General features: G+C 62.6%; 15 protein-coding genes and 1 pseudogene. 11 read left to right on the top strand and 5 right to left on the bottom strand.

All coding sequences use genetic code 11. The features are described from left to right. The first annotated feature begins 5 nt into the window (after positions 1–5). Positions 6–194 carry a hypothetical protein gene (locus ACZ5KU_RS04640; RefSeq protein ID WP_054064158.1) on the top strand — a complete coding sequence of 63 codons (189 nt, stop codon included), beginning with the start codon at positions 6–8 and terminating at the stop codon, positions 192–194. An 81-nt stretch (positions 195–275) separates the two neighbouring features. Here ACZ5KU_RS04640 and ACZ5KU_RS04635 read toward each other — a convergent pair whose 3' ends face one another. The 4 genes from ACZ5KU_RS04635 to ACZ5KU_RS04620 form a co-directional block, all read right to left on the bottom strand. After that, entirely contained in the window at positions 276–1,025 is a 750-nt protein-coding gene (locus tag ACZ5KU_RS04635) for a FadR/GntR family transcriptional regulator (RefSeq protein WP_054058543.1), read from the bottom strand. A 71-nt stretch (positions 1,026–1,096) separates the two neighbouring features. Continuing rightward, positions 1,097–2,827 carry an ABC transporter ATP-binding protein/permease gene (locus ACZ5KU_RS04630; RefSeq protein ID WP_054058542.1) on the bottom strand — a complete coding sequence of 577 codons (1,731 nt, stop codon included), beginning with the start codon at positions 2,825–2,827 and terminating at the stop codon, positions 1,097–1,099. Positions 2,828–2,923: 96 nt separating this feature from the next. Continuing rightward, entirely contained in the window at positions 2,924–3,484 is a 561-nt protein-coding gene (locus ACZ5KU_RS04625) for a response regulator transcription factor (RefSeq protein ID WP_017904783.1), read from the bottom strand. After that, positions 3,481–4,740, bottom strand: a complete 1,260-nt coding sequence (locus tag ACZ5KU_RS04620) for an ATP-binding protein (RefSeq protein WP_054058541.1) — start codon at positions 4,738–4,740, stop codon at positions 3,481–3,483. Before ACZ5KU_RS04620 ends, ACZ5KU_RS04625 begins: the two co-directional genes overlap by 4 nt. A gap of 221 nt (positions 4,741–4,961) precedes the next feature. Here ACZ5KU_RS04620 and ACZ5KU_RS04615 point away from each other — a divergent pair, with 221 nt between their 5' ends. The 10 genes and pseudogenes from ACZ5KU_RS04615 to ACZ5KU_RS04570 all read left to right on the top strand — a co-directional run bounded on the left by ACZ5KU_RS04615 (position 4,962) and on the right by ACZ5KU_RS04570 (position 18,348). Then, positions 4,962–5,672, top strand: a complete 711-nt coding sequence (locus ACZ5KU_RS04615) for an SIMPL domain-containing protein (protein ID WP_054058540.1) — start codon at positions 4,962–4,964, stop codon at positions 5,670–5,672. A gap of 104 nt (positions 5,673–5,776) precedes the next feature. Further along, positions 5,777–7,378 (top strand): ABC transporter substrate-binding protein, encoded by a 1,602-nt coding sequence (locus tag ACZ5KU_RS04610; RefSeq protein WP_464736877.1) that lies wholly within the window; start codon positions 5,777–5,779, stop codon positions 7,376–7,378. Positions 7,379–7,637: 259 nt separating this feature from the next. Next, entirely contained in the window at positions 7,638–9,263 is a 1,626-nt protein-coding gene (locus tag ACZ5KU_RS04605; protein ID WP_054064153.1) for an ABC transporter substrate-binding protein, read from the top strand. A gap of 298 nt (positions 9,264–9,561) precedes the next feature. After that, positions 9,562–11,160, top strand: a complete 1,599-nt coding sequence (locus ACZ5KU_RS04600; protein ID WP_054058537.1) for an ABC transporter substrate-binding protein — start codon at positions 9,562–9,564, stop codon at positions 11,158–11,160. 169 nt (positions 11,161–11,329) lie between these two features. After that, positions 11,330–12,709 carry an OprD family porin gene (locus tag ACZ5KU_RS04595; protein WP_054058536.1) on the top strand — a complete coding sequence of 460 codons (1,380 nt, stop codon included), beginning with the start codon at positions 11,330–11,332 and terminating at the stop codon, positions 12,707–12,709. 91 nt (positions 12,710–12,800) lie between these two features. Then, positions 12,801–14,396, top strand: a complete 1,596-nt coding sequence (locus ACZ5KU_RS04590; RefSeq protein WP_054058535.1) for an ABC transporter substrate-binding protein — start codon at positions 12,801–12,803, stop codon at positions 14,394–14,396. Positions 14,397–14,469: 73 nt separating this feature from the next. After that, a pseudogene (locus tag ACZ5KU_RS04585) lies at positions 14,470–15,479 on the top strand (ABC transporter permease subunit). A gap of 10 nt (positions 15,480–15,489) precedes the next feature. After that, on the top strand, positions 15,490–16,401 hold the full coding sequence (locus tag ACZ5KU_RS04580; protein WP_054058533.1) for an ABC transporter permease subunit: 912 nt from the start codon (positions 15,490–15,492) through the stop codon (positions 16,399–16,401). A gap of 10 nt (positions 16,402–16,411) precedes the next feature. Beyond that, positions 16,412–17,380, top strand: a complete 969-nt coding sequence (locus tag ACZ5KU_RS04575) for an ABC transporter ATP-binding protein (protein ID WP_017902286.1) — start codon at positions 16,412–16,414, stop codon at positions 17,378–17,380. Beyond that, positions 17,380–18,348: a peptide ABC transporter ATP-binding protein gene (locus ACZ5KU_RS04570; protein WP_054058532.1), complete on the top strand. Its 969-nt coding sequence runs from the start codon at positions 17,380–17,382 to the stop codon at positions 18,346–18,348. Before ACZ5KU_RS04575 ends, ACZ5KU_RS04570 begins: the two co-directional genes overlap by 1 nt. 492 nt (positions 18,349–18,840) lie before the next feature. On the opposite strand, the gene ACZ5KU_RS04565 is transcribed toward ACZ5KU_RS04570, so the two are convergent. Beyond that, complete coding sequence (locus ACZ5KU_RS04565; RefSeq protein ID WP_054058528.1) at positions 18,841–20,424, bottom strand: peptide chain release factor 3; 1,584 nt, start codon at positions 20,422–20,424, stop codon at positions 18,841–18,843. Between the last annotated feature and the right edge of the window lie 135 nt (positions 20,425–20,559).

The following is a 20,559-nucleotide window of genomic DNA, read 5'->3' as shown; positions in this document are numbered from 1 at the left end:
CAACGATGACCTTTACCGTAAGACTTGCGCTGGCTAGCGGCCAGTCGCTCAGGGATATGCCGCTGGAACTGCTGGCCGATGGCGTGGCAGTGGCCCGGGCGAAGGCGGATGACACCGGGAAAGTGGTGTTCGATGTATCGGCGAAAGCCGTGCAGTGGGCCATACGCGTGGATCGCACGATCCTGGCAGGGTGAGCGGTCAGTTGAAACCGCTATCCGCGGGCAGCCACGCCCGTGCAGGCGCGGCGTTTGCCCGCGAAGAACGCTGACGCAAGCCTACTCAGTCTGCGCCTCGGCCTCTTCATGGGCCTGGCGCAACCGCTCGCGGCTGTTGGTCAGGTGCAGGCGCATCGCCGCCCGCGCCGCGTCGGAGTCCTGACGGGCGATGGCCTCGTAGATCTCCTCGTGCTCGCGCCCCAGCCGATTCATGTAGTGCTGCTGGTCATCATGGGCCAGGCGTGCGGAATTCAGGCGCGTGCGCGGAATGATGCTGGTGCCCAGGTGGGTCATGATGTCGGTGAAGTAGCGGTTGCCGGTGGCCAGGGCGATCTGCAGGTGGAACTGGAAATCGGAGGCCACCGCATCGCTGGCATGGGCCACGCTGTCGTTCAGCGCATCCAGTGCCGCGCGCATCGCCGCCAGTTGCTCGGGCGAGCGCCGTTGCGCCGCCAGGCCGGCCGATTCCACTTCCAGGCTGATACGCAATTCGAGGATCGCCAGCACATCACGCAGGGTCACCACCGTCGCCGGGTCGATACGGAAACCGCTCGGGCTCGGCGTGTCCAGCACGAAGGTGCCGATGCCGTGGCGGGTCTCCACCTGCCCTGCCGCCTGCAGGCGGGAAATCGCCTCGCGCACCACCGTGCGGCTGACGCCGTGGGCGTCCATAATCGCCGACTCGGTGGGCAGCTTGTCGCCGCGCTTGAGCTGGCCATCACGAATCTGCTCGGTCAGGACCGTGACCAATTCCTGGGCAAGACTGCGGCGCTTGCGAGGTGCGCGGAGCGCGGCGCTCTGGTTTTCCATATCGAACATCTATCTCGGCTGAACGGCTGAGCCCCATGATAGCTCAACGCGGTTGTACGATCACCGTCCGACTATGCGCCGACCGGCTCCTGAGTGACCAGATGTCCCTGTTCGATACGCAGATGCCGCGGATGGAACTTGTTCAGGCTGCTGCGGTGGCCAACGCTGACGATACTCAGGCCGGGGATCTGGTCGATCAATGCCTGGTACAGCGCCGCTTCATCCTCCTCGTCCATCGCTGCCGTGGCCTCATCGAGGAACAGCCATTGCGGGGCATACAGCAGTGCCCGGGCGAAGGCCAGGCGTTGCTGCTCACCCGGTGACAACATGCGCTGCCAATGATTGCTCTCATCGAGGCGGCCGGCAAGATGTCCAAGGCGGCAGGTGTGCAGGACCTCCTGGTAACGCGGGTCCGGATAGGCATCGCCCGGCTGTGGATAACTCATCACCTCGCGCAGGCTGCCGATCGGCAGATAAGGCTTCTGTGGCAGGAACAACGAACGCGCAGCCGGTAGCCGAATGCTGCCGCGCCCCCTTGGCCAGAGCTTGCCCATGGCCCGCAACAGGGTGCTCTTGCCGCTGCCGGAACGCCCGCTGAGCATTACCCGCTCGCCCGCCGCCACCGCCATGTTCGCCCCGGCCAGCAGGTGCCGACCATCCGCCAGGTCCAGGCTCAGGTCGCTCACCTGCAAGCTGTCGCCCCGGTTCTGCACGTCGATGGCCGCGGCACGCTCCTCGTTATCGAGCATGGCCTGGCGGAAACTCAGCAGACGGTCGCAGGTGGCCTTCCATACCGCGATGTTCGAGTAGGCATCGATGAACCAGCTGAAGTTCTCCTGCACATTGCCAAACGCCGAGTTGATCTGCATCAGTTCGCCGAGCTGGATCTTGCCGGCGAAGTAGCGTGGCGCGGCGACGATGAAGGGGAAGATGATCGCGATCTGGGCATAACCGGAGGTGAAAAAGGTCAGGCGCTTGGTGACCCGCATCAGCGCCCAGTAGTTGGACCAGACCTTGCCGAAACGGCTGCTCAGGCGCTGGTTCTCGTTCGGCTCGCCATCGTACAGGGCGATGCTTTCGGCATTCTCGCGCACCCGCACCAGGGAGAAACGCAGGTCGGCTTCGAAGCGCTGCTGCTGGTTGTTCAGCGGGATCAGGCTGCTGCCGATCACCCGGGTCAGCCAACTGCCGACGGCCGCGTAGAGGAAGGCGCACCAGAACATGTAGCCGGGGATGGTGATGCCGAACACCTCGATGCTCCCCGAAACGCCCCAGAGGATGATCGAGAACGACACCAGGCTGACGACCGTGCGAAACAGCCCGAGGCTCAGGGTCAGGGTGTCGCTGGTGAAACTGTTGAGGTCTTCGCTCAACCGCTGGTCGGGGTTGTCGGTGTGCCCGCCCGACTCCATCTGGTAGTAGTTCTTGTGCTCTAGCCAGCGCTTGAAGTGCTGCTCGATCAGCCAGCGCCGCCAACTGATGGTCAGCATCTGGGTCAGGTAGAGCCGATACACCGCCCCCAGGATGGCGACGGCGGCGATCGCGCCGAAATACAGGATCAGGTGCCAGAAGGCCTCGCTGTTCTTTTCCTGCAGGGCGTTGTAGAAGTCCTTGTACCAACTGTTGAGCCAGACCGAGATGCCGACGCTGAACAGCGAAAGTGCCACCACGCTGATCAGCAGCAACCAGGCCTTGCCCTTCTCCTCACTGCGCCAGTAAGGCGAGGCCAACTGCCAGACCCTACGAAAAAACTGACCTTTTACTGCATCGTTGACCGCGGAATATTCAGCGTTCTTAGTCATTCTAAGGCTCGGTTGGCGTAAGAAATTTCACCAACCGATCATAGATGATTCGCCTGGGCAGGCGTGCAGCTTGAAAGGATTCCGTTCAGCGCCGGTTCAGCGGCGCACCGGCCGTTTCTGCAATTTGCGCTGCAAGGTCCGCCGGTGCATGCCCAGGGCACGGGCCGTCGCGGAGATGTTGCCCTCGTGCTCGGTGAGCACCCGCTGGATGTGTTCCCACTGCAGGCGGTCCACCGACATCGGGTTTTCCGGTACCAGGGTGTCGAGGTCGGCATGCTCGGAAAGCAGGGCCGCCAGCACGTCGTCGGCATCCGCCGGCTTGCACAGGTAGTTGCAGGCACCGCGCTTGATCGCCTCCACCGCGGTGGCGATGCTGGAATAGCCGGTCAGGATCAGCACACGCATCTCCGGATCCAGTTCCAGCAGCTTGGGCAGCAGCACCAGGCCGGAGTCGCCCTCCATCTTCAGGTCCAGCGCGGCATAGTCCGGCAGGTCCTGCTGGGCCAGGATCAGCCCCTCTTCGGCGGAACCGGCGATGCTGACGCGGAAACCGCGACGGCTCATGGCCCGTGCCATCACACGGGTAAAGGTGGCGTCGTCATCCACCAGCAACAGGTGCGGCAGTTCCTCGCCTTCGACCTGGATCTCGTCACTCATGCTTCGTCTCCTCGGGCAACACGGGGCAGGCGCAGCTCGGTGAGCGTGCCACCTTCCTCATGACTGTAGAGTTTCACCGAGCCGCCAGCGCGTGTCACGCTGGCCTTGCTCAAGAACAGGCCGAGGCCGAAGCCCTTGCCCTTGGTGGTAAAGAACGGCTTGCCGATCTGCTCGGCGATGGCCAGCGGCACACCGGCGCCGTGGTCGCGAATACTGATGGTGAAGTTCTCCTCATCCCAGTCGAGTCGCACTTCCAGGCCTTCGGGGCAGGCATCGGCGGCGTTGTTCAACAGGTTGAGCAGGGCCTGGGTCAGGTCCGGCGGCGGGGCCAGGCGCGGCACCTCGCCCTGCCCCAGGCGCTGGAAGCGGTAGCTGGCTTCCGGACGCATCAGGTGCCAGCGGTTCAGCGCCTCGTCGAGCCAGACGGTGACATCCTGCATCTCGACCGCCAGGCGGCGATTGGCCTCGGCGGCGCGCACCAGTTGCTGCAGGGTTTCCTTGCACAGCTTGACCTGGTCCTGGAGCACGCTCAGGTCGTCCTGGAGCAGGGGGTCCGGATGGTCCTGGCGCATTTCCTTGAGCAGCACGCTCATGGTTGCCAGCGGCGTACCCAGTTCATGGGCGGCACCGGCAGCCTGGGTCGCCACGGCCAGCAGTTGCTGGTCACGCAGGCCCTCTTCACGGCGCAGCGCGCGCAGTTCTTCCTGGCGGCGCAGCTCCTCGGCCATCTTCGCGGCAAAGAAGGTGATCACCGCGGCGGCCAGGGCGAAGCTCAGCCACATGCCGTAAATCTGCAGTTTTTCCCGCGAGATCGGCAAGGTTTCCAAGGGGTAGAACTGCACCAGCAGCAGGGTGTACAGCGCCAGCGCGACGCCGGAAAGCACCAGCGAGAAACGCCAGGGCAAGGTCACCGCGGCGATGGTCAGCGGCACCAGGTAATAGGACACGAAGGGGTTGGTCGAACCACCGGAGAAATACAGCAGCGCACTGTGGATGAACAGGTCGCAGGCCAGTTGCACGGCATACTCGAGTTCGGTGACCGGCCAGGTGGTGCGCAGGCGCACGACGGTGAAGGCGCACAGCACCGCGGAGCAGGCCAGCGTGGTCCACAGTTGCAGCCAGGGCAGCGGCAGCAGTTCGAAGCCGTAGGCAATGCCTACCGAGCCGGCCTGGGCAGCCAGCACCAGGATACGGATGAACGTCAGGCGCCAGAGATTCTGGCGAGTCGCGGACAGCAATTGAAAGGGGGCGAGCATGAGCTCTCCTGATGAGCGCTCCAGGCGGACCCTCACGAGTATACCCAAGCCGGGCTCCCGTCTGGCAAAAGTGCGGCAAACGGCCACAGCTCTCCCGACAACAGTTCCTTACATATGTATAGAAGTTGTAATTGGGTGAAACCGACGATAACCGCTAGAGTCTCATGGATTCACGCGACATCGCCCGACGACCGTCGCGTCCCGTATCTCAAGGAGTCTCTATGCAACGGTTCACTCGCAGCGCCACCCTGATCGCCCTCAGCACCGCCACCCTGGCCAGCCTGCCGGCGTTGGCTGCCGATGAGCTTCATTACAACCAGGTCTCCCTGCGGGCCGAAGCCAGCCAGGAAGTGGCGCGCGACCTGATGATCGTCACCCTCTACACCGAGGCGCAGAACGCCGACCCGGCCAAGCTCGCCGCACAGATCACCACCACCATGAACAAGGCCCTTGGCGAGGCCCGTGAAGTGAAGGCCGTGACCCTGCGCCAGGGCTCGCGCAACAGCTACCCGATCTACGACAGCAAGACCCAGAAGATCACCGGCTGGCAGGAGCGCGCCGAACTGCGCCTGGAAAGCCCGGACTTCGCCGCCCTGTCCAAGCTCACCGGCGACCTGATGCAGACCCTGAAGATGGACAGCATGAACTTCGCCATCTCCACCGCAGCGCGCAAGACCAGCGAGGACGCCCTGCTCAAGGACGCGGTCAACGCCTTCAAGGCCCGCGCCCAGATCGCCACCGAAGCTCTCGGCGGCAAGAGCTACAAGATCGTCAACCTGAACCTCAACAGCGGCGGTTATCCACAGCCCTACGCCCGCGCTCCGATGATGATGAAGGCGGCCGCGATGGATTCGGCACCGGCACCGGAAGTCGAGGCCGGTACCAGCGAAGTGAAGATGAGTGCCGACGGCGTGATCGAAGTCCTGCAATAAGCCCGGCCAAAGCCCCACAAGTGCTTTCTAAGCGGCCCGCAACGGCGGTAACCTCGGTGACCGCCGTTTTTTTTCGCTCGCTAAAGGCACTCCCAGGGGATTCCATGGAAAGAACCGTATTCAAACCGCTGCTCCTTGCCGCCGGCCTGTTGGCCTGCGCTCCGCTGGCCCAGGCCGCCAGCACCCTGGTCTACTGCTCGGAGGCCAGCCCGGCCGGCTTCGACCCCAGCCAGTACACCAGCGGCACCGACTTCGATGCCTCGGCGGAAACCGTGTTCAACCGCCTGACCCAGTTCAAGCGTGGCGGCACCGAGGTCGAACCCGGCCTGGCCACCCGTTGGGAAGTGTCCCCGGACGGCCTGGCCTACACCTTCCACCTGCGCCAGGGCGTGAAGTTCCATACCACCGACTATTTCACCCCGAGCCGCGACTTCAACGCCGACGATGTGCTGTTCACCTTCAACCGTCTGCTCGACAAGAACATGCCATTCCGCAAGGCCTACCCTTCCGAGTCGCCGTACTTCACCGACATGGGCCTGGACACCACGATCAGGAACATCGAGAAACTCGACGAACAGACCGTGCGCTTCAACCTGAACAATGTCGATGCGGCCTTCGTGCAGAACCTGGCGATGAGCTTCGCCTCGATCCAGTCCGCCGAATACGCCGACAAGCTGCTCAAGGAGGGCAAGGCCGAGGAACTCAACCAGAAACCGGTGGGCACCGGGCCATTCGTGTTCAAGCGCTACCAGAAGGATGCGCAGATCCGCTACAGCGCCAACAAGGCCTACTGGAAACCCGAGGACGTCAAGCTCGACAACCTGGTCTTCGCCATCACCCCGGATGCCGCCGCCCGCCTGCAGAAGCTCAAGGCCGGTGAATGCCAGGTCAGCGGCTACCCGCGCCCGGCCGACATCGAGGTGATGAAGCAGGACCCGAACCTGCAGGTGCTGCAACAGGCCGGCTTCAACCTGGGCTTTCTGGCCTACAACGTCACCCACAAGCCACTCGACCAGCTCAAGGTCCGCCAGGCGCTGGACATGGCCATCGACAAGCCGGCGATCATCAAGGCGGTGTACCAGGGCGCCGGGCAACTGGCGCAGAACGCCCTGCCACCGGCGCAGTGGTCGTTCGACCCGAACATCAAGGATGCACCCTACGATCCGACCAGGGCCAAGGCGCTGCTCAAGGAGGCCGGTGTCGCGCCCGGCACCCGCATCGACCTGTGGGCAATGACCGTGCAGCGCGCGTCGAACCCCAATGCGCGGATGTCGGCGCAGATGATCCAGCAGGACTGGGCCAAGGTCGGGATCGAGGCCAACATCGTCAGCTATGAGTGGGGCGAGTACATCAAGCGCGCCAAGAATGGCGAGCATGACGCGATGATCTATGGCTGGACCGGCGACAACGGCGACCCGGACAACTGGCTGGGCGTGCTGTACAGCTGCGCCGCGGTCAAGGGCAGCAACTACGCCAAGTGGTGCGACCCGGACTATGACAAGCTGGTCCAGAAGGCCAAGCTGTCCAGCAACCGCGATGAGCGGGTGAAGCTCTATCAACAGGCGCAGAAAATCCTCAAGGAACAGGTGCCGATCACACCGATCGCCAACTCGACGGTATTCCAGCCGCTGCGCAAGGAAGTCCGTGATTTCAGGATCAGTCCATTCGGCCTGACACCCTTCTACGGCGTGAGTCTGGATAAGTAACACCAACGCCCCAACCGGGTGCGCCAGACGCCCCGCTTGCCCACTCGCAGTGCGCCGTTTGCACCGGAAAAACCCGATGCAAACGGTCAAATGCGTCAGTATTTATACATTTGCGACATTCCTGTACGTTCGTGCCACACTTTGAGACTTGCAGCCTATCTGCATCTTGCAATGGGTACAGGGCCTGCATAAGTATCCGCAGGTCGACTCACGAGGTCGTCCTCACAACCAAAAATGACAACAAATCATGAGGCCACCAATGCTTAAAAAAGCAGTCATTCCGTTTTTTGTTGGCGCAGGCCTCCTGGCCTGCGCACCGTTCGCCCTCGCAGCGACAAACCTGGTGTACTGCTCCGAAGGGAGCCCGGCCGGTTTCGATCCTGGCCAATACACCGCCGGAACCGACTTCGATGCCTCTGCCGAAACCGTCTTCAACCGTCTGAGCCAGTTTGAACGTGGCGGCACCGCCGTGGTTCCTGGCCTGGCGACCAGTTGGGACATTTCGCCCGACGGCCTGACCTACACCTTCCACCTGCGCGAAGGGGTCAAGTTCCACACCACCGATTACTTCAAGCCGACGCGCAATTTCAACGCCGACGACGTGCTCTTCACCTTCAACCGCATGCTCGACAAGGACATGCCGTTCCGCAAGGCCTACCCGACCGAGTTCCCGTACTTCACCGACATGGGGATGGACACCAACATCGCGAAGGTCGAGAAGCTCGACGACCACACCGTCAAGTTCACTCTGAAAGCCGTCGATGCCGCCTTCATCCAGAACCTGGCGATGAGCTTCGCCTCCATCCAGTCCGCCGAGTACGCCGACAAGCTGCTCAAGGAAGGCAAGGCCAGCGACATCAACCAGAAGCCGGTCGGCACCGGTCCGTTCGTGTTCAAGAGCTACCAGAAAGACTCCAACATCCGCTACACCGGGAACAAGGAGTACTGGAAGCCTGAAGACGTGAAGATCGACAACCTGATCTTCGCCATCACCACCGATGCCTCGGTGCGGATGCAGAAACTCAAGAAGAACGAGTGCCAGGTCAGCGTCTATCCGCGCCCGGCCGACCTCGCGCCGCTCAAGGCCGACCCAAAACTGCAGATGCCGAGCCAGGCCGGTTTCAACCTGGGCTACATCGCCTATAACGTGATGCCGGTGCTCAAGGGCGAAACCGCCGCCAACCCGCTGGCCGACCTGCGCGTTCGCCAGGCGCTGGACATGGCCGTGAACAAGCCGCAGATCATCGAATCGGTGTACCAGGGCGCCGGCCAGCTGGCCGTCAACGCCATGCCGCCGACCCAGTGGTCCTACGACACCACCATCAAGGATGCCAAGTACGATCCCGAGAAAGCCAAGCAACTGCTCAAGGAAGCGGGCATCAAGGAAGGCACCGAGATCAAGCTGTGGGCCATGCCGGTCCAGCGTCCGTACAACCCGAACGCCAAGCTGATGGCGGAAATGCTCCAGTCCGACTGGAAGAACATCGGCCTGAACGTGAAGATCGTCAGCTATGAGTGGGGTGAATACCTCAAGCGCGCCAAGGCCGGCGAGCAGCAGGCGATGATCATCGGCTGGAGCGGTGACAACGGTGACCCGGACAACTGGCTCAACGTACTGTTCGGTTGCGATGCCATCAACGGCAACAACTTCTCGAAGTACTGCACGCCGAAATACGACAGCCTGATGAAGGAAGCCAAGTCGACCTCCGACCAGGCCAAGCGCACCGAGCTGTACAAGCAGGCACAGCACATTCTCAAGGATGATGTCCCGTACACACCGATCGCGCACTCGACGGTGTATCAACCCATGAGCGCTACCGTGAAAGACTTCAAGATCAGCCCGTTCGGCTTGAACTCGTTCTACGGCGTCAGCGTCAGCAAGTAAGGTCCCGCAAAGGCGACGTCGCAACACGTCGCCTTTGCGCTACCCGCCAGAATTGCAGGAATTGCCCTCTCCCTGACCGTCCGACTTAGGAAAGATGAGTCAGAAGCGCAGTTTTTTCCTACAACTCTCTCAGGCTCTACGCATTTACGGCATTGACTTGGCGCCATAACGTCAGGACATCACCGACACATGCTGATGAGCGGCACTGCTGTATTCGACTGACTGGGTTGGTGATGTTTCCATGTAGCACGACATGGCAATTGCTCACCAACGACAATAAAAATGGATTGAGATCGTCATGCGCCATACCTTCGTTTTATCCGCTTTGATCAGTACCGCCCTGCTGGCGGGCACTGCTTGCGCCCAGGCTGCCGGTAGCCTGGTGTTCTGCTCCGAGGGCAGCCCGGCCGGGTTTGACACCGCGCAGTACACCGCCGCGACCGACAACGATGCCGCCGAGCCGATCTACAACCGGCTGGTGGAATTCGTCCGGGGCGAGACCACCGTCGCACCGGCGCTGGCCAAGAGCTGGGATATCTCGCCGGATGGCCTGGTGTATACCTTCCACCTGCGCGAAGGCGTGAAGTTCCACACCACCAAGTACTTCACCCCCCATCGCGACTTCAATGCCGACGACGTGCTGTTCACCTTTAACCGCATGCTCGATCCCGAACACCCGTTCCGCAAGGCCTACCCCACCGAGTTCCCCTACTTCACCGGGATGAGCCTGAACAAGAATATCGCCAAGGTCGAAAAGACCGGGCCGCTGACCGTGGTCATGACCCTCAACAGCGTCGACGCCGCGTTCATCCAGAACCTCGCCATGAGCTTCGCCTCGATCCTCTCCGCCGAGTACGCCGAACAGTTGCTCAAGGCCGGCAACCCGAGCGAGATCAACCAGCAGCCCATCGGCACCGGGCCCTACGTGTTCCAGCGTTACCAGAAGGACACGCAGATCCGCTACGCCGCCAACAACCACTACTGGGACCCGGAGAAGGTCAAGCTCGACCAGCTGATCTTCTCGATCAACACCGATGCCTCGGTACGCGTACAGAAACTCAAGCGCAATGAATGCCAGGTGACCTTGCACCCACGCCCGGCCGACGTCCCGGCGCTCAAAAGCGATCCCAAGCTGCAGGTGATCGAAAAACCGGGGTTCAACCTCGGCTACATCGCCTACAACGTCCGCCACAAGCCGTTCGACCAGCCTGAAGTGCGCCGGGCCCTGGACATGGCGGTGAACAAGCCGAGCATCCTCAACGCGGTCTACCAGGGTGCCGGTCAACTGGCGGTCAACGCCATGCCGCCGACCCAGTGGTCCTATGACGACACCATCAGGGACGCCGCCTACGACCCGGAAAAGGCCAAGGAACTGCTCAAGGCCGCCGGCGTCAAGGAAGGCACCGAGATCACCCTGTGGGCCATGCCGGTCCAGCGTCCGTACAACCCCAACGCCAAGCTGATGGCCGAAATGCTCCAGGCCGACTGGGCGAAGATCGGCCTCAAGGTGAAGATCGTCAGCTACGAATGGGGCGAATACATCAAGCGCACCAAGAATGGCGAGCACGACATCAGTCTGATCGGCTGGACCGGTGACAACGGCGACCCGGACAACTGGCTCGGCACGCTCTACAGCTGTGACGCGATCGGCGGCAACAACTACTCCATGTGGTGCGACCCGCAATACGACAAGCTGATCAAGCAAGCCAAGATCGTCACTGACCGTGACCAGCGGACAGTGCTTTACAAGCAGGCCCAGCAGTTGCTCAAGCAGCAGGTGCCCATCACCCCGATCGCCCACTCGACGGTGAACCAGCCGTTAAGCGCCAAGGTGCATGACTTCAAGGTCAGCCCCTTCGGTCGCAACTCGTTCTCGGGCGTCAGTATCGAACAATAAAAACCGTGACCCACGCGTTGGGGGCGAATTTCGCCCTCACGCAATCTTGCAGCCGAAATTCGGCGAATCACTGCCAAGCAAACGTTTGCGACAAGAAAAAGAGTTCACCCCAAACAACCGGCATACCTAAAAGGCCGGTAACCAAAAAAGAAAATAAAGGAGCTTTACGTTGAAACTCTCTCAGAAAGCGTTGTTAGCCTTAGCAATCAGTAGTGCCAGCCTCATGGCCCATGCGGAATCGCAAAGCCAGGAATTCATTCCGACCGGCCTCAACACCAGCAATGCCCAGAGTGAAGCCAAGGGCTTCATCGATGGCCAGAGCCTGGGCGGTACGACCCGTAACTGGTACGCCAACGAACTGAAACGCCGTGATGACCGTTTCTCCTACAAGAAAGGCGGCGACACCCCGACCCCGACCCCACGTCGTATCAACTGGGTCCAGGGCACCATCCTGAACTACACCTCGGGCTTCACCCAGGGCACCGTCGGCGTCAGCACCGAAGTCGCCGCCTACAACGCCATCGCCCTGGACCGTGACCGCAAGGACCTGGCCGGCGGCGGCAACCGGACCCTGACCCACAGCGACGGCGACGCCGTCGGCCAGTGGAGCAAGCTGGGCCTGGCCAACGTCAAGTTCCGCGTGTCGAACACCACCCTGACCGCCGGCCGCCAGAACTTCAGCACCCCGATCGTCGACACCATCGGCAACCGTGCGCTGCCTTCCAGCTTCGAAGGTGTGAGCCTGCACAGCGAAGAGCTGAACAACCTGTCTTTCGACGTCGCCACCTTCGATCGCGTCTCGCCACGGACCGAGCAGAGCCTGTCGAAATTCCGTTCCGAGTACACCAACAACGGTGCCGAGACCGACCACGTCAACACCGCCGGTATCAACTACCAGCCATTCAAGAGCCTGAAGACCAGTCTCTACGGCGCCCACGTCGAAGATTTCTGGAACCAGTACTACTTCGGTGCCACCCACGACCTGGGCGACAGCTCGGTGCTGAGCCTGACCACCGGCCTGAACTACTACAAGACCGTCGACACCGGCAAAAAGAAGATGGGTGAGATCGACAACGACACCTACTCGCTGTCCTTCGGCCTGACCCACCAGGCCCACAGCCTGACCTTCTCCTACCAGGAGATCAACGGCAACGAGTACTTCGACTACCTGCACGAAACCAACGGCATCTACCTGGCCAACTCCCTGCTGTCGGACTTCAACGGCCCGAACGAGAAATCTTTCCAGATCGCCTACGGTCTGAACATGGCCGAATACGGTGTGCCAGGCCTGAAGTTCAACATCTACCAGGCTCGCGGCTGGGGCATCGACGGTACCCACTACACCGGCACCGCCTATGACGTGCGCAACATGAACGGTGAGCACCACTACGAATACGGCATCGGCGCCTCCTACGCGGTGCAGAGCGGTCCGCTGAAGGCCACCGCCATTCGCGCCACCTACACCACTCACCGTGCCTCGGAAAACCAGGCCGACGGCAACCTCAACGAGTTCCGTCTGGTCACCACCATCCCGTTCAAGATTCTTTGATCCCGGGATCCCGATAGGCAACGACGCCGGGGCCGGCTCGACGAATCGGCCCCAGCGACTAATCTGGCTCATTTGATTACGGAGGGTTTATATGAAGATGCTTTCCCTGCGGGCGGCCGTCGCAGCCAGCCTGCTGACCATAGCCGTCGGCGTTTCGGCAAAACCCTTGGTGGTTTGCACCGAAGCCAGCCCGGAAGGTTTCGACCCGGTGCTGTACACCACCGCCGTCACATCCGACGCCGCGGCCGAGACCCTGTTCAACCGCCTGGTGGACTTCAAGCCGGGCACCGCCGAGATCCAGCCGGCCCTGGCCGAAAGCTGGGAAATCAGCCCCGACGGCCTGCAGTACACGTTCCATCTGCGCAAGGGCGTCAAGTTCCACACCACCGACTACTTCAAGCCGACCCGCGAGCTCAATGCCGACGACGTGCTCTGGAGCTTCCAGCGCCAGCTGGACCCGAACCACCCCTGGCACAAGCAGTCCACGGTGGGCTTCCCCTATTTTGAAAGCATGGGCTTCCAGGACCTGTTGAAGAACGTCGAGAAAGTCGACGACATGACCGTGCGTTTCACCCTGTCCCGTCCCGAAGCGCCCTTCCTGCTCGACCTGGGCATGGCCTTCACCTCGATCCACTCCGCCGAATACGCAGGCCAGTTGCTCAAGGCCGGCAAGCAGGACGATCTGAACGCCAAGCCGATCGGCACCGGCCCGTTCGTGTTCCAGCGTTATGCCAAGGATGCCCAGGTGCGCTACAAGGCCAACCCGGACTATTTCCGTGGCAAGCCGCCGGCCGAGGTCCTGGTCTTCGCCATCACCCCGGACAACAACACCCGCCTGCAGAAGCTGCGGGCCAACGAGTGCCAGGTGGCGCTGTATCCGAAACCGGATGACGTGCCGAGCATCCAGGCCGATCCGAACCTGCAGGTGGTCAGCATGGCGGCCATGGCCACCGGTTACACCGCCATCAACACCGAGCACAAGTACCTGAGCGACGTGCGGGTGCGCCGGGCCATCGAACTGGCCCTGGACAAGCAGACCTACGTCGACACCCTGTACGGCAAGGGCAACGCCATCGCCGCGGTCAACCCCTACCCGTCAACCCTGCTGGGCTACAACGACAAGCTGAAGAACCCGCCGCAGAACCTGGAAAAGGCCCGCGCCCTGCTCAAGGAAGCCGGCGTGCCCGAAGGCACGGTCTTCACCCTGTACACCCGCAACGGCGGCGGTCCGACCAACCCGAACCCGCAACTGGGCGCGCAACTGATCCAGTCGGACCTGGCCAAGGTCGGTATCAAGATCGATATCCGCGTCATGGAATGGGCCGAAATGCTCAAGCGCGCGAAAAAGGGCGAACATGACCTGGTGTCCGCCGGCTGGAGCGGCGACAACGGTGATCCGGACAACTTCCTCAGCCCGCTGATGAGTTGCGAAGCCGCCAAAAACGGCGAAAACTACAGCCGCTGGTGCAACCCGCAATTCCAGACGCTGATCGACCAGGCCCGGGCCAGGACGGAACCGGCCGAACGCGCCGCGCTCTACGAAAAAGCCCTGGAGATCCTGCACGACCAGGTACTCTGGGTCGACCAGGCGCATCCCAAGATGTTCACCGCCATGCGCAAGAACGTAGAGGGTTATCACATTAACCCGCTGTCCACCAATAACTTCGCCACGACCCAGGTGAAGTAGAAAACACGCAGGGAGCGGCCCTACCCGGGGCCGCGACCGGCACGCCTAACCGGCTGATGAGGTACACAACAAGATGTTTAGTTTTATTGCCCGCCGACTGGGGTTATTGATCCCCACGTTTTTCGGCATCACGCTGTTGACCTTCGCGCTGATTCGCATGATCCCTGGCGACCCCGTGGAAGTCATGATGGGCGAGCGTCGGGTCGACCCGCAGATGCACGCACAGGCGATGGAACGCCTTGGCCTGAACAAGCCGCTCTACGAACAATACATCGACTACGTGGGCAAGCTGGCCCACGGCGATCTCGGTGAATCCCTGCGCACCCGCACCGGTGTCTGGACCGAATTCACTGCGCTGTTCCCCGCCACCTTGGAACTGTCGATCTCCGCCCTGCTGTTCGCCGGCGTCTTCGGCCTGCTGGCCGGGGTGATCGCCGCCCTCAAGCGAGGATCGCTGTTCGACCACGGGGTCATGGGCATCTCCCTTGCCGGATATTCGATGCCGATCTTCTGGTGGGCCTGATCCTGATCATGTTCTTCTCGGTCGCCCTGGGCTGGACCCCGGTTTCCGGGCGGATCGACCTGCTCTACGATATCGAGCCGAAGACCGGCTTCATGCTGATCGACACCCTGCTCAGCGGCGAGCCGGATGCGTTCTGGGACGCCCTGCATCACATGATCCTGCCGTCCATCGTACTGGGCACCATCCCGCTGGCGGTGATCGCCCGGATGACCCGCTCGTCGATGCTCGAAGTCCTGCGCGAGGACTACATCCGCACCGCCCGCGCCAAGGGCATGTCGCCGGCCCGCGTGGTATTCGTCCACGGCCTGCGCAACGCGCTGATCCCGGTACTGACCGTGATGGGCCTGCAGGTCGGCACGCTGCTGGCCGGCGCGGTCCTGACCGAAACCATCTTCTCCTGGCCCGGCATCGGCAAGTGGCTGATCGAAGCCATCGGCGCCCGGGACTATCCGGTGGTGCAGAACGGCATCCTGCTGATCGCCTGCATCGTGATCCTGGTCAACTTCGTGGTGGACATCCTCTACGGCCTTGCCAACCCACGTATCCGTCACCAGCGCTGAGAGCCTATTCATGAGTACTCCAATCTCCTCAGCAGCAGTCGACCAGAGCCTGCTGTACCCATCACCCTACAAGGAATTCTGGCAGGCCTTCGCCCGCAACAAGGGCGCCGTCGCCGGCCTGCTGTTCATGCTGCTGGTGATCTTCTGCGCAATCTTCGCCCCCTGGGTATCGCCACACGACCCGAGCGAGCAGTTCCGCGACTTCCTGCTCACCCCACCGGCCTGGCTCGAAGGTGGCCAGGCCCAGTTCCTGCTGGGCACCGACGAACTGGGTCGTGACCTGCTGTCGCGGCTGATCCAGGGCTCGCGCCTGTCGCTGCTGATCGGCCTGTCCTCGGTGGTGATGTCGCTGATCCCCGGGATCCTGATGGGCCTGCTGGCCGGCTTCTTCCCGCGCGTCCTCGGGCCGACCATCATGCGTCTGATGGACATCATGCTCGCCCTGCCGTCACTGCTGCTGGCCGTGGCGATCGTCGCCATCCTCGGCCCTGGCCTGATCAACACCGTGATCGCCATCGCCATCGTGTCGCTGCCGTCCTACGTGCGCCTGACCCGCGCCGCGGTGATGGGCGAACTGAACCGCGACTACGTGACCGCCGCCCGCCTCGCCGGTGCCGGCCTGCCACGCCTGATGTTCATCACCGTGCTGCCCAACTGCATGGCACCGCTGATCGTCCAGGCGACCCTGAGCTTCTCCTCGGCCATCCTCGACGCGGCCGCCCTGGGCTTTCTCGGCCTCGGCGTACAACCGCCGACCCCGGAATGGGGCACCATGCTGGCCTCGGCCCGCGACTACATCGAACGCGCCTGGTGGGTGGTGAGCCTGCCCGGCCTGACCATTTTGCTCAGCGTGCTGGCAATCAACCTGATGGGCGACGGCCTGCGCGACGCGCTGGACCCGAAACTCAAGAATGCCGCCTGAGGAGATTCCCATGTCACTGCTAGAAATCAAGAATCTCAACGTCCGCTTCGGCGACAAGAACGCCGTTCCGGTGGTCGACGGCCTCGACCTGAGCGTGAACAAGGGCGAGGTCCTGGCGATCGTCGGCGAGTCGGGTTCCGGTAAATCCGTGACCATGATGGCTCTGATGGGCCTGATCGAGCACCCCGGTATCGTCACCGCCGACGCCCTGCGCTTCGACGGCAAGGACATGCTCACCCTCAACGCCCGCCAGCGCCGGCAGATCGTCGGCAAGGACCTGGCGATGGTCTTCCAGGACCCGATGACCGCGTTGAACCCCAGCTACACCGTGGGCTTCCAGATCGAGGAAGTCCTGCGCCTGCACCTGAAGATGTCCGGCAAGCAGGCGCGCAAGCGGGCCATCGAGCTGCTGGAGAAAGTCGAGATCCCGGGCGCCGCGAGCCGCATGGACGCCTACCCGCACCAACTGTCCGGCGGCATGAGCCAGCGCGTGGCGATTGCCATGGCGATTGCCGGCGAGCCGAAACTGCTGATCGCCGACGAACCGACCACTGCCCTCGACGTGACCATCCAGGCGCAGATCATGGACCTGCTGATCAGCCTGCAGCAGGAACAGAACATGGGCCTGGTACTGATCACCCACGACCTCGCGGTGGTGGCGGAAACCGCCCAGCGGGTCTGCGTGATGTACGCCGGGCAAGCGGTGGAAGTCGGGCAGGTCCCCGGCCTGTTCGACATCCCGGCACACCCCTACAGCGAAGCGCTGCTCAAGGCGATCCCGGAGCACAGCCTGGGAGCCGAGCGCCTGTCGACCCTGCCGGGCATCGTGCCCGGCCGCTACGACCGGCCGCAGGGTTGCCTGCTGTCGCCACGCTGCCCGTACGTGCAGGAAAACTGCCGGCAGCAGCGTCCGGCCCTGGACCCGAAAGCCAATAGCCTTGCCCGTTGCTTCTACCCGCTGAACCAGGAGGTGGCGTAATGGCCGTCGTTCTTACCGCCCGCGACCTCACCCGTCACTACGAAGTGTCCCGTGGCCTGTTCAAGGGCCACGCCACCGTGCGCGCCCTCAACGGTGTGTCCTTCGAGCTGGAGGCCGGCAAGACCCTGGCCGTGGTCGGCGAATCGGGCTGTGGCAAGTCCACCCTGGCCCGCGCCCTGACCCTGATCGAGGAACCGTCCTCCGGCTCGCTGAAGATCGCCGGCCAGGAAGTCGCCGGCGCCGACAAGGCCCAGCGCAAGCAACTGCGCAAGGACGTGCAGATGGTGTTCCAGAGCCCGTACGCCTCGCTCAACCCACGGCAGAAGATCGGTGACCAGCTCGGCGAGCCGCTGCTGATCAACACCAGGCTGTCGGCCGCCGAACGCCGCGAGAAAGTCCAGGCGATGATGAAGCAGGTGGGCCTGCGCCCTGAGCATTACCAGCGCTACCCGCACATGTTCTCCGGTGGTCAGCGCCAGCGGATCGCCCTGGCCCGCGCCATGATGCTGCAGCCCAAGGTGCTGGTGGCGGACGAGCCGACCTCGGCGCTCGACGTGTCGATCCAGGCCCAGGTGCTGAACCTGTTCATGGACCTGCAGCAGGAGTTCAACACCGCCTACGTGTTCATCTCCCACAACCTGGCGGTGGTGCGCCACGTCGCCGACCAGGTGCTGGTGATGTACCTCGGGCGCCCTGCGGAAATGGGCCCCAAGGAAGACATCTACGAGCGTCCGTTGCACCCCTACACCCAGGCGCTGCTGTCGGCGACCCCGGCGATTCACCCGGACCCGCTGAAGCCGAAGATCAAGATCGCCGGCGAATTGCCCAACCCGCTCAACCCGCCGAGTGGCTGCGCGTTCCACAAGCGTTGCCCTTACGCCACCGAGCGTTGCGCGACCGAGTTGCCGGAACTGCGCCAGGTCGACACCCGCCAGGTCGCCTGCCACTACGCCGAACAGTTCCTGTAAGGCGCAAAAAAGCGCTCTCCAGAACCTGCGAGAGCGCTGAAACCGCTGCACCGGCCCCTGCTTCCAGGTTGCGCATCGACCTGGCGGCAGGGGCTTTTTTCATGGTTCAGGTATCGCTGTCACCTTTGTCGCCGTCATTGCCACCCGGCTCCTCGGTAGTGGAATCGTCATCACCCTTGCTGCCGACACGGTGACGCACCGACCTTGACTGAACCTAGTCCCGGACGGGCGACTTCGCCATGGTGGCTACATGAAACTTGGGACGGTCTTTTAGAGCGATTGCGACTGATCGTTGGAACAGGTCATCGACCATCACACGGAATAACGATCAGCCCACGCTCGGCGTTCGCTCTTGTGACGCAGAGCGTCACGGGCTGCATTCCCACGCGGAGCGTGGGAACGATCAAGGCTTTGGCTGCTGCCATAAGCAAAAACCCCGCTGCCAGGCAGCGGGGTTCTCGGTGGAGCTACATCACATCCGCCAATGGCGAATCAATGATGCTCGCGAGTGGCGCGGAATTTCACATCCGGCCAGCGCTCTTCCATCAGCGCCAGGTTGACCCGGGTCGGGGCCAGGTAGGTCAGGTGACCGCCGCCGTCCAGCGCCAGGTTTTCCACCGCCTTGTTGCTGAATTCCTCGAGCTTCTTCTTGTCGCTGCATTCGATCCAGCGCGCGGACCACACGGTGATCGGCTCGTAGGAGCACTCGACCTTGTATTCCTCCTTCAGGCGGCTGGCGACCACATCGAACTGCAGCACACCGACGGCGCCCAGAATGATGTCGTTGCTGCGCTCGGGGAAGAACACCTGGGTCGCACCCTCTTCCGCCAGTTGCTGCAGGCCCTGGCGCAGTTGCTTGGACTTGAGCGGGTCACGCAGGCGCACACGGCGGAACAGTTCCGGGGCGAAGTGCGGGATACCGGTGAAGCCCAGCGCCTCGCCTTCGGTGAAGGTATCGCCGATCTGGATGGTGCCGTGGTTGTGCAGGCCGATGATGTCGCCGGCGTAGGCCTCTTCCAGTTGCTCACGCTCGGAGGAGAAGAAGGTCAGCGCGTCGCCGATGCGCACGTCCTTGCCGGTGCGCACGTGACGCATCTTCATGCCCTTGTCGTACTTGCCGGAGCAGATACGCATGAAGGCGATACGGTCGCGGTGCTTGGGGTCCATGTTTGCCTGGATCTTGAACACGAAACCTGTGAACTTCTCCTCCACCGGCTCCACCGAACGCTCGTTGGCCACACGGGCCAGCGGCATCGGCGCCCAGTCGACCACCGCGTCGAGCACATGGTCGACACCGAAGTTGCCCAGCGCGGTACCGAAGAACACCGGGGTCATCTGGCCAGTGAGGAATTCCTCCTGGTTGAACTCGTGGCAGGCGCCCTGCACCAGTTCCAGCTGTTCGAGGAAGCGCTCGTACTCGTCACCCAGGTGGGCGCGGGCTTCCGCCGAGTCGAGCTTCTCGATGATCTTCACCTCGGTGCGCTCATGGCCGTGACCCGGGGTGTAGACGATGATGTAGTCGCCCGCCAGGTGGTACACGCCCTTGAAGTCGCGGTAGCAGCCGATCGGCCAGGTGATCGGCGCGGCCTTGATCTTCAGCACCGCCTCGATTTCGTCGAGCAGTTCGATCGGGTCGCGGATATCGCGGTCGAGCTTGTTGATGAAGCTGACGATCGGCGTATCGCGCAGGCGGCAGACGTCCATCAGGGCGATGGTCCGCGGCTCGACGCCCTTACCGCCGTCGAGCACCATCAGCGCCGAGTCCACGGCGGTCAGGGTCCGGTAGGTGTCTTCCGAGAAGTCTTCGTGGCCAGGGGTGTCGAGCAGATTGATCATGTGCTCGCGATACGGGAACTGCATGACCGAGGTGGTAATGGAAATACCGCGCTGCTTCTCCATCTCCATCCAGTCGGAGGTGGCGTGGCGGTCGGACTTGCGCGACTTCACCGTACCGGCCACGGAAATCGCCTTGCCCATCAGCAAGAGCTTTTCGGTGATGGTGGTCTTACCCGCATCCGGGTGGGAAATGATGGCGAAGGTGCGGCGTTTCGCGACTTCGGCGGCCTGGTTGGTCATGGGAAATCGCCTGACAGGTGATTCAAAAAAAGGGCGCAGATTATAGACCAGACTGCACTCCAGCGGCCACCGCCAGCCCGACCGACGCCCTCCGGCTGCCCCCCGGCGAGATGGCCAAATGCTGCCAATTGCGGA

Source organism: Pseudomonas sp. Tof1, assembly GCF_055390395.1.
This window is presented reverse-complemented; position numbering and strand designations above follow the sequence as displayed.

Bases quoted from the DNA above. Each gene is read 5' to 3' on its own strand.
- ACZ5KU_RS04620 (WP_054058541.1), bottom strand. From the start codon at position 4,740: ATGCTCGCCCCCTTTCAATTGCTGTCCGCGACTCGCCAGAATCTCTGG.
- ACZ5KU_RS04610 (WP_464736877.1), top strand. From the start codon at position 5,777: ATGGAAAGAACCGTATTCAAACCGCTGCTCCTTGCCGCCGGCCTGTTG.
- ACZ5KU_RS04575 (WP_017902286.1), top strand. From the start codon at position 16,412: ATGTCACTGCTAGAAATCAAGAATCTCAACGTCCGCTTCGGCGACAAG.
- ACZ5KU_RS04590 (WP_054058535.1), top strand. From the start codon at position 12,801: ATGAAGATGCTTTCCCTGCGGGCGGCCGTCGCAGCCAGCCTGCTGACC.
- ACZ5KU_RS04630 (WP_054058542.1), bottom strand. From the start codon at position 2,827: ATGACTAAGAACGCTGAATATTCCGCGGTCAACGATGCAGTAAAAGGT.
- ACZ5KU_RS04605 (WP_054064153.1), top strand. From the start codon at position 7,638: ATGCTTAAAAAAGCAGTCATTCCGTTTTTTGTTGGCGCAGGCCTCCTG.
- ACZ5KU_RS04625 (WP_017904783.1), bottom strand. From the start codon at position 3,484: ATGAGTGACGAGATCCAGGTCGAAGGCGAGGAACTGCCGCACCTGTTG.
- ACZ5KU_RS04600 (WP_054058537.1), top strand. From the start codon at position 9,562: ATGCGCCATACCTTCGTTTTATCCGCTTTGATCAGTACCGCCCTGCTG.
- ACZ5KU_RS04580 (WP_054058533.1), top strand. From the start codon at position 15,490: ATGAGTACTCCAATCTCCTCAGCAGCAGTCGACCAGAGCCTGCTGTAC.
- ACZ5KU_RS04640 (WP_054064158.1), top strand. From the start codon at position 6: ATGACCTTTACCGTAAGACTTGCGCTGGCTAGCGGCCAGTCGCTCAGG.
- ACZ5KU_RS04570 (WP_054058532.1), top strand. From the start codon at position 17,380: ATGGCCGTCGTTCTTACCGCCCGCGACCTCACCCGTCACTACGAAGTG.
- ACZ5KU_RS04565 (WP_054058528.1), bottom strand. From the start codon at position 20,424: ATGACCAACCAGGCCGCCGAAGTCGCGAAACGCCGCACCTTCGCCATC.
- ACZ5KU_RS04615 (WP_054058540.1), top strand. From the start codon at position 4,962: ATGCAACGGTTCACTCGCAGCGCCACCCTGATCGCCCTCAGCACCGCC.
- ACZ5KU_RS04635 (WP_054058543.1), bottom strand. From the start codon at position 1,025: ATGGAAAACCAGAGCGCCGCGCTCCGCGCACCTCGCAAGCGCCGCAGT.